Consider the following 15,337-nt stretch of genomic DNA (forward strand, 5'->3'; position numbering starts at 1 on the left):
CCTGGCTGCCGACCTATTACGAAGTATCCGTCACGGCGAAGGTCGGCTATGGCGGCGCGAACCAGAACAGCTACTTGATCTTCGATTACCAGGCGCCGGACAACTTCAAATACGCCGGTGTCGACGTCCTCAATAACCAGATCAAGATTGGTCAGCGGACAGCGTCGGGATGGACCGATGTTGCCACCCTGACCGTCAAGGGCCTCGGCACCAACAAGCAGACCGCTTTCATGCTGGCCTCGAATTTCGAGACCGCAACGATCAGCTTCAATGGCTACTCGCTCTCCTATACGTTCACGAAGCCGCTCAATACGGGAGCGCTGGGCCTCGGCACCAACAGCTCGCTGACCAACGTCACGTCCTACTCGGTGCAGAAGCTTCCGTTCACTCCGACTTACTCGGTCCTCGAGGACTTCTCGGACGGTATTGCGAACAACTTCGTACCGCAGAACGGAACCTGGACCACGACGAGCGGTACGAGCGGGCGCTATTTTGCTGTACCGCCGGCAAACGACGTCGCGCTCACGACACGGCAGCTTGCCGTGGCGCCACTGTCGTATGTGGAATATTCGGCGACGGTCAACGCCGGTAAGGCTGGCACGTCCGCCGGATTGATCTTCGATTACACGTCGTCGAACGACTTCCTCTATGCCGGCATCATTGCCGGCACGAACCAGGTCGTGCTCGGACACCGCAGCAACGGCATCTGGTATGTCGATGCGGTCGCGGCTGCGACCATTACCGCCGGCACCGACTACAGCCTGCTCGTCGCGCTGAGCGAGACCGTCACCAACAATGTCAACGTGGTGCTCAACGGCAAGAGCGTCCTCAGCTTCAACTACAACGGCCTGGTGCACGATGGCAGTGTCGGGCTCTACGCGCGCAACGGCAACGCCTCGTTCGACAACGTGCTGATCCGGGGTGACGACATTGCCTATGCTGGCGGTGGCACGCCGCAGTCGGCGATGCTCGCGGCGCCTCCGTCGACGGATGTCGCCACGGTCTCCGCCGATCAACTGGCCGCCATCGTCGCTGCCGCGAAGCAGGTGTGGATCGATTTCCTGGGGCCGACAGATCCGCGGCTTTCGGTGCTCGATCAAGTCACGGTGCTGATCGCCGACCTTCCGGGTCAGTTGCTCGGCTCCACGACCGGCGACACCATCGTGCTCGACGGCGATGCGGCCGGATGGGGCTGGTTCGTCGACCCGACGCCGGGCGACAACAGCGAATTCGCGAGCCAGGTCGCCAATGGCGTGTTCAGGGCCTCGTCCTTGAGCCCGGCGGCCGGGCGGATGGACTTGCTCACTACGCTCGTCCACGAGATGGGCAACGCCATGGGATTTGCCGAAGACACCGGCGACGATGTTGCAGGCAACACGCTACAGGTCGGCGAGCGCCGCCTGCCAGAACCTGCCCAAGGTGAAGGGCCTCAGGCTCCAACTGCTCTGCTGCAGAGCGGGATCATCGCTCAGCAGTCCACCACTCACCCTGTGATCGCGCTGCCTGTGGAAGCGACGTTCGTCCAGCCGGCCACAGCGACGGTGGCCGGACCCGTGGCAGCGTTCGCAAGCATCGATGTGCCTGCGGGCACCATCTTGCCCTCAAACATCGTTCTCAAGCCCGGCACCGAGACGCGCCATACCGAAGCTGCGGATCTTGGCGGATATTTCGTGTCGCTGTCCGCAAACCTGGCGGGCGGTCAGGCAGCAAGCACAGCGACGGAGGCGGACTCGTCAGCGTCGGTCCATCACTCATCGCGGACCACCGATAAGGCAAAGGAAACAGCCAGCATAAACTGGGGTAACGACCTCGATGCCGTCGAGCATCTCGCCTCTGGGCCCTCGAACGGTTCGCAGGAATGGCTCGACGATTTCCTGAACCACCTGGGACAAGACAAAACCCAGTGGAATCCAAACGCGGGTATGCGCGTACGGCCAATTTCAGTGAATATTTCAGGGGCCGGCTGAGGCCATCAGTAAAGGCGGAGGAGTAGAGTTATGACCACCCAACTGTTGATTTATGAAACCGTCGTTCCGCTGACCGCGGCTCGGCACCGCGGCTGCGCGATCGAGACAAAGAGGAACTACGAGTTTAGCGGCAAGACAAATTCAGTACCTTTGATGGCGGTCGAGTTTCCGCAGGCTGCCTCGGAGTACGCGATCGTGTTTGCAGGCACCAAAGAGAGCATCATGCCCGCCGTGATTCTGGGTGTGCGGGAAGGCGAGAACCTGTTTCTATCGAGCGATGCCAAATGGGACGCCAAATACGTCCCCGCTTTCATCCGCCGCTATCCATTTGTGTTCTCGACCAGTGCGGACGGAGAGCGGTTGGTTCTTTGCGTCGACGAGGCGTATTCGGGGTTCAATCGAGAGGCTCGAGGACAAGCGCTGTTCGATGACGACAACAAGCCCACCCAATACGTCCAGAATGTCCTGACCTTCCTTCAGGAATATCAGGCACAGTTCAATCGCACGGTGGCCTTCTGCAAGAAGGTTCGCGAGCTCGATCTGCTTGAACCCATGCAGGCACAAGTCGAGACGACGGCCGGCGAGAAACTGTCATTGGCCGGCTTTATGGCCGTGAACCGGGAGAAGCTCAGGGCTCTCTCGGGCGAAACGCTCGCTGAGCTTGCCAAGTCCGACGCGCTGGAGCTGCTCTATCTCCATCTTCAGTCGATGCGAAATTTCCAGGCGCTGCCATCACGTCTTTCCGTCATCAAGGGAGGAACGGGAGAAGCTTCGTCCGGCGGTGACGCGACGGCCGATGATCGGCTGAACGGGGCAAGGGCATCCGCCTAGCGTTGGATCGAGCTATGCCGTTGGCCCGGTCTCTGTGCCACGGTAGAGCGCTTTCAGGTGCACGCTGCGATGCCGCCGTACTGGCGGCATCGGGCGGCTAGCTCGACGGAGCCCTAAACCGCAATGACAACCGCGTCGCCGATCTATTCCTTTGCCGAGGACGCGTCCCGCGCGGAATCGGCGGCTTGGGCGAAATTTTCTGCAGCAAAGGACAGCGCTGAATTTTGTGTGAGTTGGCTAACCATCTTGTGCATGCAGGTCGAGCGGGCCGGCGGTGGATTGCTCCTGCTCGGCCCAGACAAGGATGGCGCCTACGTTCCCGCTGCGGTGTGGCCGCATCCTGGCCTCGATATGCAACATCTCAGTCCGGCTGCCGAACGGGCGCTGACTGAGCGGCGCGGAATCGTCGTGTCGACGGAAGGGCGTGGCGCCTTCATTGGTTACCCTATCGAAGTATCGGGGACCCTTCATGGGGTCGTGGTGCTCGATATCGGGCCGGGACCCGAGGTGGCACTGCAGCGGGCTCTGCGGCTCCTGCACTGGGCGAGCGCCTGGCTCATCGATCAGTTCCGCAAAGGGGCGCTGGAGGAGCGCGACGCGCGGTTGACGCGAATGGGGATCGCCATGGATATCGTGGCGACCGCCATGCAGGAGCGCTATTTCTCGGCATCTGCGCTAGCGGTTGCGAACGAACTTGCCGGACGGCTGGCGTGCGACCGGGTCAGCATAGGTCTCGAGAAGTCCGGCAGTACCGAAGTAAAGGTGATCTCGCATACAGCGACGTTCGATCCCAAGATGGACCTCGGGCGGCGGATCGGCAATGCAATGGACGAGGTGCTTGATCTCGATGTCGCTCTGGTGTTTCCGCCACGCGACGACGTGGAGCGCGCCGCGTTCGCCCATGATGAACTTGCCCGCGAATATCGCGACATTGCGATTTGTTCTGTTCCGCTCGTCGATGGAGGACATGCGACTGGCGTCCTTACCCTGGAACGGACGAAGGGCGAGCCATTCGACGGCGCGACGATCGAGCTTTGCAAGACCGTCGGTGGGCTGCTTGGGCCGATCCTGGCGCTAAAGCGCGAAAATGAACGCAACCTGTTGCAATATGTCAGCTCCGCATTGCGCCATGGTGCGGAAGTCCTGTTTGGACCACGTCATCCCGGAGCAAAGCTGATTGCACTGCTATCGCTCGGGTTCATTCTGTTCTTCAGCGTGGTCAACGGGACATATCGCGTCGCGGCAAAAACTGTCATTGAGGGGGCCGTGCAACGGATCGCGGCGGCACCATTCGACGGCTTCATTGCGGAGAGCTTCGTTCGGGCTGGCGACACTGTGAAGACCGGGCAAGTGCTCTGCAAACTCGATGATCGGGAGCTCAAGCTCGATCAAGCGCGGTTATCGTCGGAACGTGAGCAGCTCGAACGCAAATATCGGCAGGCACTTGCGGCGCAAGAGCGCTCGACGATGACGATACTTCAGGCGCAGATCGAACAAGTCGACGCGATGCTGGCTCTGACCAAGGACAAGCTGTCGCGTGCCACGCTCGTCGCTCCGTTCGACGGCATCGTCGTTGCCGGCGATCTGCAACAGCTGCTGGGGACGCCCGTGGAGCTTGGGAAATCGCTGTTCACGGTCGCGCCGCTCGATAGTTATCGCGTCATCTTGCAGGTGGAGGAGCGCGACATCTCCTATCTGAAGCTCCAACAGCAAGGAGAGCTTACGCTTTCCGGCGTTCCGCATCGGCAGATGGAGTTCTCCGTCGAACAGATCACTCCGGTGTCGACGGCCCAGGACGGTCGCAACTTTTTCCGGGTCGAAGCGCGAATGCGTAACGCCTCCGAGCGGGTTCGGCCCGGTATGGAGGGCGTCGGAAAGGTCGAGGTAGGCGAGCGGAAGTTGATCTGGATCTGGACGCACTATCTGGTCGACTGGGTGCGCCTCACCATCTGGAAGTGGCTGTTTTGATAGCGGGACTCGAATGAACGCGCCATTGCTCAGCAGCTGGTGGTACCGCGTCGCAACGCGAAAACCGAAGCTGCGTGCGCATGCGCGGTTGCATCGGCACCTTTACCGCGGCGAGGTTTGGTACCTGCTACAGGATCCGGCTTCGTCTCGTGTGCACCGCTTTACACCCATCGGCGCGTCTCGTGATCTCGCTGATGGACGGAAATCACACGGTCGAGCAATTGTGGGAATTGGCCAACCAGCACCTTGGTGATGAGGCACCAAGCCAGGACGAACTCATCCAGCTGCTAGGCCAATTGCATTCTGCCGACTTATTGGAAAGCGACGTCACGCCCGATGTGGCCGAGGCGTTTGCCCGCGGCGAGCGCGAGGAGAGGGCACGGCATTTCCGTTCCTACGCCAACCCGATGGCCATTCGGATCCCCCTGTTCGATCCCGATCGTCTGCTCAATCGCTGCAGCGGGCTGTTGCGCCTGATCTGGAGCGGCTGGGGCGCGTTGGTATGGCTTGCGGTGGTGCTGCCGGCGTTCGTTCTGATATGGCCGCATTGGCCCGAGCTGACCCACAACTTCAGCGATCGGGTATTGGCCGGCGAAAACCTTCTGGTCCTCTACCTCGTGTTTCCATTGATCAAGGCGCTTCATGAATTCGGGCACGCTTCCGCGACAAAGGCCGGTGGCGGCGAAGTCCATGATCTCGGTATTATTCTCCTCGTCCTGTTGCCCGTTCCGTACTGCGATGCATCGGCGGCGACGGTATTCAGATCCAAATATCGGCGCGCGCTTGTCGGTGCCGCTGGCATGGGAGTTGAGCTGTTCGTTGCAGCGATTTCCTTTTATCTCTGGCTTCTGATCGAACCGGGGCTGGTGCGCGCCGTCCTCTTCAACGTGATGCTGATCGCGAGCGTCTCCACCCTTTTGTTCAACGGCAATCCGCTTCTGCGATACGATGCCTACTATATCCTGGTCGATCTCATCGAGATGCCGAACCTGGCAGCGCGATCGGCACGCTATTGGGGATATCTGATCGAGCGCTATGTGCTCTGCGTTTCGGAAGCGGAAAGGCCCGAGGGATCGCGCACGGAGCGCGTATGGTTTGCCTTCTATGGCCTCGCGTCCACACTGTACCGGATCACGGTGACAATCATGATTGCCTGGTGTTCATTGCAGGGCAATTCTTCTTTATTGGTGTTCTTCTCGCGATCTGGGCAGTGGCAGCCATGGCGATCTTTCCGATCGTCAAGGCGATGCGACACCTACTGGAGAGTCCTCGGTTGCGCAAGCATCGCGCGCGTTCCCTGGCCATTACCGGGAGCCTGGTTGCGGGCATCGCGATTGTCCTGTTCGCGGTTCCCATGCCTTACCATTCGCATGCTGAAGGCGTGTTGTGGTTGCCGGACGAGGCGATGGTCCGGGCGAGCGCGAACGGCTTCGTTCGTGAATTTTTGGTTGCGCCCGGGACCGAGGTTGTTCGCGGAGACCCGCTCATCCAAAGTGATGATCCGACACTGATTGCGCAGTTGCGCAGGAGCGAAGCAAAGGTTGCTGAGCTGGAGGCCGAATATGCTGCCCAGTTTGTCACCGACCGCGGCAAAGCGCAGGTCGTGCACGAGAGGCTTACTGTTGAGCGGGCAAACCTTGCCCTTGTTCGCGAGCGTGCCGCCGAGCTCGTCACTCGTGCGCGCAGTGATGGAGTGTTCATCGTGCCGCAAATGGTGGACATGCCCGGCCGCTTTTACCGGCGGGGAGAACTGCTCGGCTATGTCGTCGGGAAGACGGCGCCATTGGCGCGGGTCGTGGTACCGCAGGAGGCGGTCGATCGAGTACGCCTTACTACCGATCATATCGAAGTCCGGCCGGTCGATCGGCCACGTCTGAATTTGGAAGGGCACGTACTACGGGCGGTTCCCGCAGCAGGTGAATATCTCCCGTCTGCCGCGTTGGGCGTCGAGGGCGGAGGAGATATCGCCGTCGATCCGCGTGATACCAAGGGTCCGAAGACCTTGCAGCGGACTTTCCAGTTCGACATCGCGCTTGATGGGCTTGAGGCGGTGGACCACTTTGGTCAACACGTCTTTGTGCGGTTCGATCATCGCATGGAGCCGCTGTCGGTGCAGTGGTATCGCAGCGTCAGGCTGCTTTTGTTGACGAACTTCCATGTCTAGGCCAGATATGCAGTTGGATCGCCGCGATCTCGCGCGGAGCCGCCCTTATCCCGAGCGCGCGGAGTATGAACCCGCGCTGCACGACCGGATCGCGCAAGGCCTTGTTAACGGTCTGATCAAGCCGACGTTCAACCGGATTCGCGACCCGGCACGCGCATTGCATGCAATCGTCGAGTATGCGGCCGGGCACGAACGCGCTTTGGCTGTCGCAAGCGACAGCGATTTGCAGCAAGAAGCGAGCGCCATGCGTGCGGCTTTGCGTCGGCAGGGCTTCGTGCCTGAGCTGGTCGGGCGTTCGTTTGCCTTAGTGCGGGAGGCGGCGACGCGTACGATCGGTCAGCGGCACTATGACGTTCAGCTGATGGCGGGCTGGGGATTGCTGCAAGGCAAGCTGGTCGAGATGGCGACGGGCGAAGGCAAGACGATTGCCGCGACGTTGCCAGCGGCAACTGTCGCGCTCGCCGGATATCCGGTGCATCTGATCACGGTCAACGACTATCTCGCCAACCGCGATGCGATCGAGTTGGCCCCGCTCTATCAGTTTTTGGGGCTCAGCACAGGCGTCGTAGTGCAGCGCATGTCCAAAGCCGAGCGTCGTCAGGCCTATGCAAAGTCGGTGACCTATTGCACCAACAAGGAACTTGCATTCGACTATTTGCGCGATCGGGTCGCTCTATCGCGCCGTGGGAGTAGATTGCATCTTTCGCTCGAGAGACTTCGCGGCAATCAGGAGCGGGACGATGACCTTGTCTTGCGCGGGCTCCACTTCGGCATCGTTGATGAAGCGGACAGCATTTTCATTGATGAAGCGCGCACGCCTCTGATCCTGTCTTCGTCGGTTGGAACTGGCGAGGAGAGACTGCAATGCGAGCAGGCACTTGCTTTCGCCTCTGAGCTGATGGCCGGAGAGCATTACGAGGTCGATCAGGCAGAGCGATCTGTCTTGTTGACCGCTGAAGGGCGGCGGAGGCTCGCCCGCCTGGCTGAGGATATGCGTGGTGTTTGGACTTCGCCGCGTGCCCGTGAAGAGCTTATGACGCAGGCGCTGACGGCCATCCATCTGTTCAGGCGCGACCAGCACTATGTCGTGGTCGACAGCAAGATTCAGATCGTCGATGAATCGACCGGACGCGCAATGCCGGACCGCTCCTGGGAGCGTGGTCTACATCAGCTAATCGAGGTCAAGGAGAGCTGTGAGCTGACCGATCGTCGCGAGACCATGGCCCGCATTACCTACCAGCGGCTATTTCGGCGCTACATCAAGCTGGCGGGAATGTCTGGTACCGCGCAAGAGGTCTCTCGGGAGATCAAATCCGTTTATGGGCTCGATGTGGTCCGAATTCCGTTGAACCGTCCATCGCAGCGGACCGCTGCGCCCCCGCGGATTTGCGCAAGCCAAGCCGAGAAGCTGAAGGTCATCGCCGATACGGTTGCGCGTGTTGCTGTGATGGATGGGCGGCCGGTCCTGATTGGTACGCGCTCTGTTGGCGCTTCGGAGGAGATCAGCGCCGTGTTGAGGCGGCGTGGTATCGAACATGCGCTTCTGAATGCAAAGCAGGATCAGATTGAAGCCGAGGTCGTTGCGCGGGCCGGACAGCCCGCTCGCGTCACCGTTGCCACCAACATGGCCGGGCGCGGCACGGACATCCGTCTCGGGGAGGGCGTCGCCGATCGCGGAGGCCTTCATGTCATCCTGACCGAGTATCATGACTCGCGCCGCGTCGATCGCCAGTTGTTCGGCCGTTGCGCCCGTCAGGGCGACCCTGGCAGTTGCGAGGCCATTATTTCGCTCGATGACGACATCTTCGTGATCCATGCCGCGATGGCCTCTCGTTTCATTCGCAAGCTTGTCGCGAGCTTTGACGTGCCGGTGAGCATATATCAGGGGTTGCGTAGCTTCGCGCAGTTTCAAGCCGAACGTCGCCACGGCTATGTGCGGGTCCAGAATCTGCAGCTTGATCGGCGGCTCGACCGTGTGCTGGCCTTCTCGGGGGAGAGGCGAATGAAGATAACCACTGCATCCAGGCTCGGCCACAGGCCGCAAACGGCGTGGGGACGCTTCACTTCGACGGTGCGCAAATGCGAAGCTGCGGGTCACAAGACCCCCCGGGTGGCCGCAATGTTCGGTTGCAGTGTGTTAATCGTTCTCGCGCCAACTATTCTAAGTTGTGTTGATGCGAGCGCGCAGGACCAGAAGGTCGAAGGTCAATTCGATTGCCTGATCCAGCCGAAAATGATTCTCAAGCTCGGGACTTCGGTACCAGGCCTGTTGAGTGAGGTGCTCGTCGATCGTGGTGACGTGGTCAAGGCGGGAGATGTGCTTGCGCGCCTCGAGTCTGGAGTGGAGCGGGCCGCGGAGTCGCTCGCCAAGATCCGTTCCGAGAACGATGCGACGGTTCGTTCGAGTATGGCCAAGCTGGAGTTTCAGCGTCGCAAGGACGATCGGGCGAGACAGTTGCGCAAAACTGAGTCCGTCACGGTTGCGGTCGCCGATGAAGCCGAAACCGGTGCACGCGTCGCCGAGCAGGAACTCGATGAAGCGCGCGCGAACCTTGCCATGTCGAAGCTGGAATTGACCCGCGCCACGGAAGTCCTCAAGCAGCGCACGATTCGTAGTCCGATCAACGGCGTGGTGGTGGAACGAACCTTGGGGCCCGGTGAATATGTGTTCGACCAGTCTCACATCATGACGGTCTCACAAATCGATCCTCTGAACGTTGAGGTTTATGTGCCGCTCAGTCAATTTGGTAAGATCCGGGTTGGCGCATCGGCGGAGGTCTTTCCGGAAGAGCCGGTCGGCGGGAGATACACTGCAACCGTCACCGTCGTTGATCAGGTGTTCGATGCCGCGAGCGGAACTATCGGAGTGCGGCTCGAACTGCGCAACCCGAATTACGCAATCCCGGCCGGTCTCAAATGTCGGGTCCGCCTCCCTGGGGTTGGTTAGAGCCAGAAAGGACAAGAGCGTCGTACGTTGTCGCTCGAGCTCACACAGGTCAACTGGAGGGATTGGAACATGCTGGAGGGCACGATCAAGACGTATCACAACGACCGGGCATTTGGCTTCATCCGGCCGGACGCCGGCGACAAAGACATTTTCTTTCATTTGAAGTCGTTTCCGCCGGGTGTGCTGCCCGAAGCCGGCGCGCGCGTGTGCTACAATCTGGCTCCAGATCAGCGGTCGGGGAAGCTGCAAGCCGTGAGCGTCAAAGTGCTTGCGGGGGTACGCAATTCCGAGATTTCAACACGATTCGTGCGGTTGCCGCGTTTACCTCGGGAAAGTTGATCAGGCGCGCGGACATCGGCGATGCCGTAAGGCCATTTTAGCTAGCCCGACGCGGATCGAAGTGGTTTTCAACGAAACATCAAGTCTGACGACCAAAGCCATTTCGCGTCTCGCTTGCTGGGCGAAGTCAGTCCCAGACCAGGGCAGTGAAGGCTGGTGATCGGAATGCCCCGGCTCGCGCAGTGACCAGGTGAGTTGCGATCACACATTATTCTGAAAAGGCGAAATTTAGCTCGACGGGACACCGAACTCACATCTACCATGATGTCTAGACTGGAGACGGTGGGGTGGTCGTGATGGCAGATCAGCAGGTCAGGTCTTCGGACCTTGTCGAAATCGCGCGCAGAAGCGGCGATTTTCAGAAGCACTATGGCGTCGCGCTGGGGGCGTTTCTGTACCTCAGCTCGATCAGTGCCGCCAGGCCACGGTCAATCTGGTGGAGTGGTGTGCTGACGGCTCTGATTGGGCTGGCTGCCATGTGGCTCAAGGCCCGCGGGAGCGATGGGTAGCAGGCGAGATCGTCAGAACTCTTTCTGGGCAGTTGCAGGGAGCTAGACGCGGAACGCTGGGTACTCAATGGGCATGCCTCGTCTCGCGGAGAACTCGGGCCCTTGCCCTGGCAAGCAGACTCACCGTAACTCGGATCCGACTGCATCTTGACCGGGGACTTGCCGATGAATCGGTCGAATGGGCTGCCGGACAATGGCTACGCATCGATTGTCGATGGCCAGGTGAAGACGGAAATTCATGACCAGGGAAGGCGCGGAAGCCGGCGCCAGGGACTTGAAGCGACGATTCCCGATACTGCAGATCCGGCTGTAGGACGCAGAGGCGAAACGGGCCGAGGAGCTCGCCTGACGGGCTTATCCCCCGGGAAAGCGAATCCGCACATTGGCTGGCGCAGTATAGCTTTAACCCAACGCATGCCCGCTGGTGTGCCCGCAGTTGCAGGGCCGCCTCTCTCGAACCGTGCCGCTTCGCATCACGGTAGAGTAGGCGCGGGACACCTCGAAGAGGACATCCCTAGGTCGGTTGGTGCTGATGTTTAGTTTGCCACTCTGCTGCGCGCTCCGGTGATGAATTGCCGCTGTTCATTGGAGGTGATGTGCTCGTGTTTCGGTCGCCGCCCGGCACAGCAACTAGCCATCACATCGCAAAGACTGTGCCTGGCTTCACACTTCTGAGCTGATCTCCGAAGTGTGATGGGCATCATGTTCGGCCATGCTATGCCGAAGAAGGTCGACAGCGCTGCGGACTCTCATGTAACTTCTCTTTGCGTCGACGACCTGTCTGTACTCGAGTGCGCCTGAATGCCTCTTGTGCAGAGAATGGTCTGGTACGTCCACAAGGGAGTTCGCAGCGGCTACGCCCGCCTTGATCTTATCCTGCATCGCGAACATCACGAGTAACGTGGGTCGATGCCGGCGCGGAGTCTGATCAATTCACCCTCCGATCAATTCACCCAAGGGAGAACCGAGCGATGAATCACACTGGAACCTGCTTTTGCGGCGCCGTCGAAGTCAAGGTCACTGGGGAGCCTGAGGCGATGGGCTACTGCCACTGCCGTTCATGCCGTTCCTGGTCCGGCGGCCCAGTGAATGCGTTCAGCCTCTGGAAGCCCGAGGCGGTCGAAGTCACCAAGGGCGCCGGTCATCTTGGAACGTTCGAGAAGACCGCGATGAGCCAGCGCAAATACTGCACCAAGTGCGGCGGTCACCTGATGACGAACCACCCGACGCTTGGTCTGGTCGACGTGTTCACGGCAACGATCCCAACGCTGAAGTTCAGCCCCGCCGTTCACGTCAACTATTCCGAGGCGGTGCTGCCGATACGCGATGGCCTGCCGAAGCTGAAGGACTTTCCGGCCGAGTTCGGCGGCTCCGGCGAAATGATCGCCGAATAGCGCGATGGTTCTCGAGCGGGTGGCGACGGAGCGTCGCTACCCGCCGATGTCTTCCGCTCGCCGGACGCGCTGACGGACCCAGTATCCGGCGCATGTCCTTGAACATTCGAATCGTTCGACCGTGTCGGCGCTGCCGGCACGCGGGACCCCGTTGCCAGTGACAGCCATGTCAGGCGAAGGTCCCGCCCTGCAAAATCCGGGTTTGGTTTTGGTGACGGGCTTCCGCTAAAAGGCTGGCAGTGCCGGTCCTGGCAAGGGCCGTGGTATTTCGCCTGACAAAATAACAGAGGAAGCGTCAGATCATGACCAAACCAGAATTGCCAGGGCGCGCGCCGCGCGGGGAGGGAGTTCCGACGGCGCTCGATGGCCTGCTGGTGGTCGACTTCACCCGGGTTGTCGCCGGCCCGGCCTGCACGCAAACGCTGGCCGATTTCGGGGCCGAGGTCATCAAGATCGAGAATCCGGACGGCGGGGACGACACGCGCGCCTACGAGCATGCCGAGATCGGTGGGGAGAGCGCGGCGTATCTGAGCCTCAACCGCAACAAGCGCGGCATTGCGCTCGATTTCAACAATCCTGCGGCGCTTGAAGTCGCGCGCGCGTTGATTGCCAAGGCAGACGTCGTGGTGGAGAATTTCTCCGGCGGCGTGATGAAGAAATTCGGTCTCGACTATGCGTCGGTGTCGCCGACCAATCCGCGGCTGATCTATTGCTCGATCTCCGCCTACGGCCGCAAGGGTGATTTCGCGCTGCGCCCGGGCTTCGACCCGATCACCCAGGCCGAAAGCGGCTTCATGTCGCTCAACGGCTTTCCGGATGGCGAACCGGTGCGCACCGGGCCACCGATCGTGGACATGGCAACCGGCATGTCGGCCTGCAACGCCATCCTGCTCGCCTTGATTGCGCGGGATCGGCTCGGTCGCGGGCAGCAGGTCGAGGTCGCGTTGATCGACACCGCAGTGTCGATGACGGGCTTCTACGGCATGGCCTATCTCATCAACGGCAACAACCCCGGCCGCTTCGGCAACTCTCCGAACGGTTCGCCGACCGTCGGCGTCTACCGGGCGTCCGATGGGCCGCTCTACATGGCCTGCGCCAACGACCGGCTCTATCGCCGGCTCGTGACCGACGTACTCGAGCGCCCGGATCTCGTCACCGACCCCGAGTTTGCTCACCGCAAGGCGCGGACTGCCAACAAGGAGAAGCTGCGCGCCATCATCGCCAGCGTGTTTGCAAGCGACACGCTCGAGCACTGGATGGCAAAGATGAAGAAGGCCAATATTCCGGTTGGCTATCTGCGCACGGTCGAGGAAGGCTTCAACGCACCCGAGGTGCGCGATCGTCATCGCCTGAGCAAAATCGCGCATCCGACCGCGGGCTCGGTTCCGAACATCGAGTCGCCGGTCAATATGAGCCTGACGCCGACGGTCGATCCCGTTGCGGCTCCGCTGCTCGGTCAGCACACCCGGGATGTGTTGAGCAAGACGCTTGGCTACGACGACCGGCGCATCGCCGCTTTGGCCGAGGCAGGCGCGTTCGGCAAGCCAGGCAACACCGGCTAGCCGTTTGGTGTGAACCAAAGATCAGATACACGCTAACCACCTGACCTGAGGCGAGAAGGAGGCCTCTCGCCTCGCAAGATGTCGTTCAGACGTCACGGGTCCCCGCCGCGTGCCGGCCGCCTTCGACCCGGGACAGGCCCGTCCGGGACCTCAGTTCGGCTTGCTGCGCAAGTTGTTCCTTGGCATACTTTCAACTTCCTCGGGCTCCGCCCGATCAATCTCGAGACGGGCCATCCGGAGTATGAGGGTTGCCGTGGTCAGGCCAAGGCGTTCTGCCTCTTGCGCTGCGGTGTCGACCTTCTGGGCCAAGCCTTCACGTTTACCTGGGTATGCCATTCGTAATCCTCACTTAAGGTGCGAGATGAAAAATCCCACATACGTTGCAGAGCTGCAGAACAAGCTCGGAGCTCCATCGAGCGAAACACTGGAAAGCCTGCGACTGTTGAAGGCTTTCCTTCGACTTGCGCCCGACCAGCGTTCCGAGATCATCGAGCTGGTCGAACGTTTGGCGGTTGAGCCGCCGCGCGATCCCTCACTGTCCTGAGGGGTTCGCGTTTTTCCTGGATGTCAGTTGTTCATTGGCCTGGCGGGCGGCTGTGTCGCGATCACGTAGATTGCACCACCCTCGAGCGCTTCGGATTGATGCCGGGTGCCGGCAGGCAGCAGGATGGTGTCGCCGGCGCCGACGACCCGCTCACCGCCGTCCCAGATGAAGTTCAACTGGCCGCTGATGATCATCAGGATTTCATCGACCGGATGGGTATGGAAGTGATGCACCTTGCCGGCCGCATCATGCTGCAGCTCGACGGACCCCTGGGCCGGGAGCAGGTTCAGGATCTCCGGATCGATGGCAAATTCGGTCTTCGTGCCCGCGATGATCTGGGTCATGCTGCCTGTTCCTTGTTCGCGATGGCTGGCGTCTTGTTCTGCGCGAGCTTGGCAAAGGGGCAGCCTCCGCTCGCATTGTTGTCGTCGTGCAGGAAGTACTGCAGATATTCGCGGCCATCGGTCGCGCCGTAGCGGCCAAGAAGCGGAGAGGGGCTCGCGCTGTCGTACGGGATCAGGCGCTTGCGCACCTCGGCGAACGCGGCAGTCGCGGCCTTTTCCGTCCCGAGGATCTTGTCGAACACCCAGCGCGGCTGGAACGTGAGCATGAAGGCGCTGGACCGGCGGCTCTGGCGCATCACATGGGCCGGCGTCGTGCACACGACGAAGATCGGCTCACCCGCAAACGAGAACTCCCACATCGGGTGGTCGATTTGTTCCGGAATCTCGGTCGGCCACGGGTTCTTGTCCAGGCGTGCGAGCTGGTCGAGCGTGAGCCACATCTTGCGATAGTAGGCATCGAGCGTCTGCACGGGGCGGGGACGCGTGAACACGATCAAGGAGGTGTTGGGGCCGAACGAGCGCGCCTCTGAGACATATTGTGCGAGCTGCTCGCCGAGCACTGCGACGTCATACGGATCGAGGAAAAGATAGCGGAGCTGATCCTGGCGATGTCCGGTCACCCCGAACACGCAAGGGAACGGCCTTGCCTCGCTGCTCATCTGCGCTTCAAACTCGGAGAACATCACGCTCTGCCAGCTGCTGACCGGAAAGCTTGATGCGACTTCGCCTTTTCTCAAGAACAAGCGCTCCATAACACCCCCTACACTC

The 15,337-nt window shown here is 60.8% G+C and carries 13 protein-coding genes; 11 read left to right on the plus strand and 2 right to left on the minus strand.

All coding sequences use genetic code 11. From position 1 onward, the window contains the following. The first annotated feature begins 74 nt into the window (after positions 1-74). The 11 genes from ACVWW1_RS02265 (at position 75) to ACVWW1_RS02315 (ending at position 14,225) form a co-directional block, all read left to right on the plus strand. Entirely contained in the window at positions 75-1,967 is a 1,893-nt protein-coding gene (locus ACVWW1_RS02265; RefSeq protein WP_456654692.1) for a hypothetical protein, read from the plus strand. Between the two features lie 30 nt (positions 1,968-1,997). After that, positions 1,998-2,798, plus strand: a complete 801-nt coding sequence (locus ACVWW1_RS02270) for a SapC family protein (protein ID WP_456654693.1) — start codon at positions 1,998-2,000, stop codon at positions 2,796-2,798. Between the two features lie 123 nt (positions 2,799-2,921). Beyond that, complete coding sequence (locus tag ACVWW1_RS02275) at positions 2,922-4,766, plus strand: efflux RND transporter periplasmic adaptor subunit (protein ID WP_456654694.1); 1,845 nt, start codon at positions 2,922-2,924, stop codon at positions 4,764-4,766. A gap of 182 nt (positions 4,767-4,948) precedes the next feature. Beyond that, complete coding sequence (locus ACVWW1_RS02280; RefSeq protein ID WP_456654695.1) at positions 4,949-6,277, plus strand: hypothetical protein; 1,329 nt, start codon at positions 4,949-4,951, stop codon at positions 6,275-6,277. Positions 6,278-6,285: 8 nt separating this feature from the next. Further along, positions 6,286-6,930 carry a hypothetical protein gene (locus ACVWW1_RS02285; RefSeq protein ID WP_456654696.1) on the plus strand — a complete coding sequence of 215 codons (645 nt, stop codon included), beginning with the start codon at positions 6,286-6,288 and terminating at the stop codon, positions 6,928-6,930. A 7-nt stretch (positions 6,931-6,937) separates the two neighbouring features. Then, a complete protein-coding gene (locus ACVWW1_RS02290) occupies positions 6,938-9,877 on the plus strand; it encodes an efflux RND transporter periplasmic adaptor subunit (protein WP_456654697.1) in 2,940 nt (979 codons plus the stop codon). 69 nt (positions 9,878-9,946) lie between these two features. Next, entirely contained in the window at positions 9,947-10,216 is a 270-nt protein-coding gene (locus ACVWW1_RS02295; protein ID WP_456654698.1) for a cold-shock protein, read from the plus strand. Positions 10,217-10,512: 296 nt separating this feature from the next. Continuing rightward, a complete protein-coding gene (locus ACVWW1_RS02300; protein ID WP_456654699.1) occupies positions 10,513-10,725 on the plus strand; it encodes a hypothetical protein in 213 nt (70 codons plus the stop codon). Positions 10,726-11,696: 971 nt separating this feature from the next. Beyond that, complete coding sequence (locus ACVWW1_RS02305) at positions 11,697-12,119, plus strand: GFA family protein (RefSeq protein WP_456654700.1); 423 nt, start codon at positions 11,697-11,699, stop codon at positions 12,117-12,119. Between the two features lie 299 nt (positions 12,120-12,418). Then, positions 12,419-13,681, plus strand: coding sequence for a CaiB/BaiF CoA transferase family protein (locus tag ACVWW1_RS02310; protein WP_456656600.1), 1,263 nt, complete (start codon positions 12,419-12,421; stop codon positions 13,679-13,681). A 361-nt stretch (positions 13,682-14,042) separates the two neighbouring features. Further along, positions 14,043-14,225: a hypothetical protein gene (locus ACVWW1_RS02315; RefSeq protein WP_456656601.1), complete on the plus strand. Its 183-nt coding sequence runs from the start codon at positions 14,043-14,045 to the stop codon at positions 14,223-14,225. A gap of 23 nt (positions 14,226-14,248) precedes the next feature. On the opposite strand, the gene ACVWW1_RS02320 is transcribed toward ACVWW1_RS02315, so the two are convergent. Together ACVWW1_RS02320 and ACVWW1_RS02325 are read right to left on the minus strand one after the other, a co-directional pair. After that, the gene (locus ACVWW1_RS02320; protein ID WP_456654701.1) at positions 14,249-14,569 is read right to left on the minus strand and encodes a cupin domain-containing protein; all 321 of its coding nucleotides are present in this window, start codon (positions 14,567-14,569) and stop codon (positions 14,249-14,251) included. Continuing rightward, on the minus strand, positions 14,566-15,306 hold the full coding sequence (locus tag ACVWW1_RS02325; RefSeq protein ID WP_224943406.1) for a YqcI/YcgG family protein: 741 nt from the start codon (positions 15,304-15,306) through the stop codon (positions 14,566-14,568). Before ACVWW1_RS02325 ends, ACVWW1_RS02320 begins: the two co-directional genes overlap by 4 nt. Between the last annotated feature and the right edge of the window lie 31 nt (positions 15,307-15,337).

It is taken from the genome of Bradyrhizobium sp. JR3.5 (assembly GCF_054057015.1).

Bases quoted from the DNA above. Each gene is read 5' to 3' on its own strand.
- ACVWW1_RS02305 (WP_456654700.1), top strand. From the start codon at position 11,697: ATGAATCACACTGGAACCTGCTTTTGCGGCGCCGTCGAAGTCAAGGTC.
- ACVWW1_RS02300 (WP_456654699.1), top strand. From the start codon at position 10,513: ATGGCAGATCAGCAGGTCAGGTCTTCGGACCTTGTCGAAATCGCGCGC.
- ACVWW1_RS02275 (WP_456654694.1), top strand. From the start codon at position 2,922: ATGACAACCGCGTCGCCGATCTATTCCTTTGCCGAGGACGCGTCCCGC.
- ACVWW1_RS02320 (WP_456654701.1), bottom strand. From the start codon at position 14,569: ATGACCCAGATCATCGCGGGCACGAAGACCGAATTTGCCATCGATCCG.
- ACVWW1_RS02315 (WP_456656601.1), top strand. From the start codon at position 14,043: ATGAAAAATCCCACATACGTTGCAGAGCTGCAGAACAAGCTCGGAGCT.
- ACVWW1_RS02270 (WP_456654693.1), top strand. From the start codon at position 1,998: ATGACCACCCAACTGTTGATTTATGAAACCGTCGTTCCGCTGACCGCG.
- ACVWW1_RS02295 (WP_456654698.1), top strand. From the start codon at position 9,947: ATGCTGGAGGGCACGATCAAGACGTATCACAACGACCGGGCATTTGGC.
- ACVWW1_RS02290 (WP_456654697.1), top strand. From the start codon at position 6,938: ATGCAGTTGGATCGCCGCGATCTCGCGCGGAGCCGCCCTTATCCCGAG.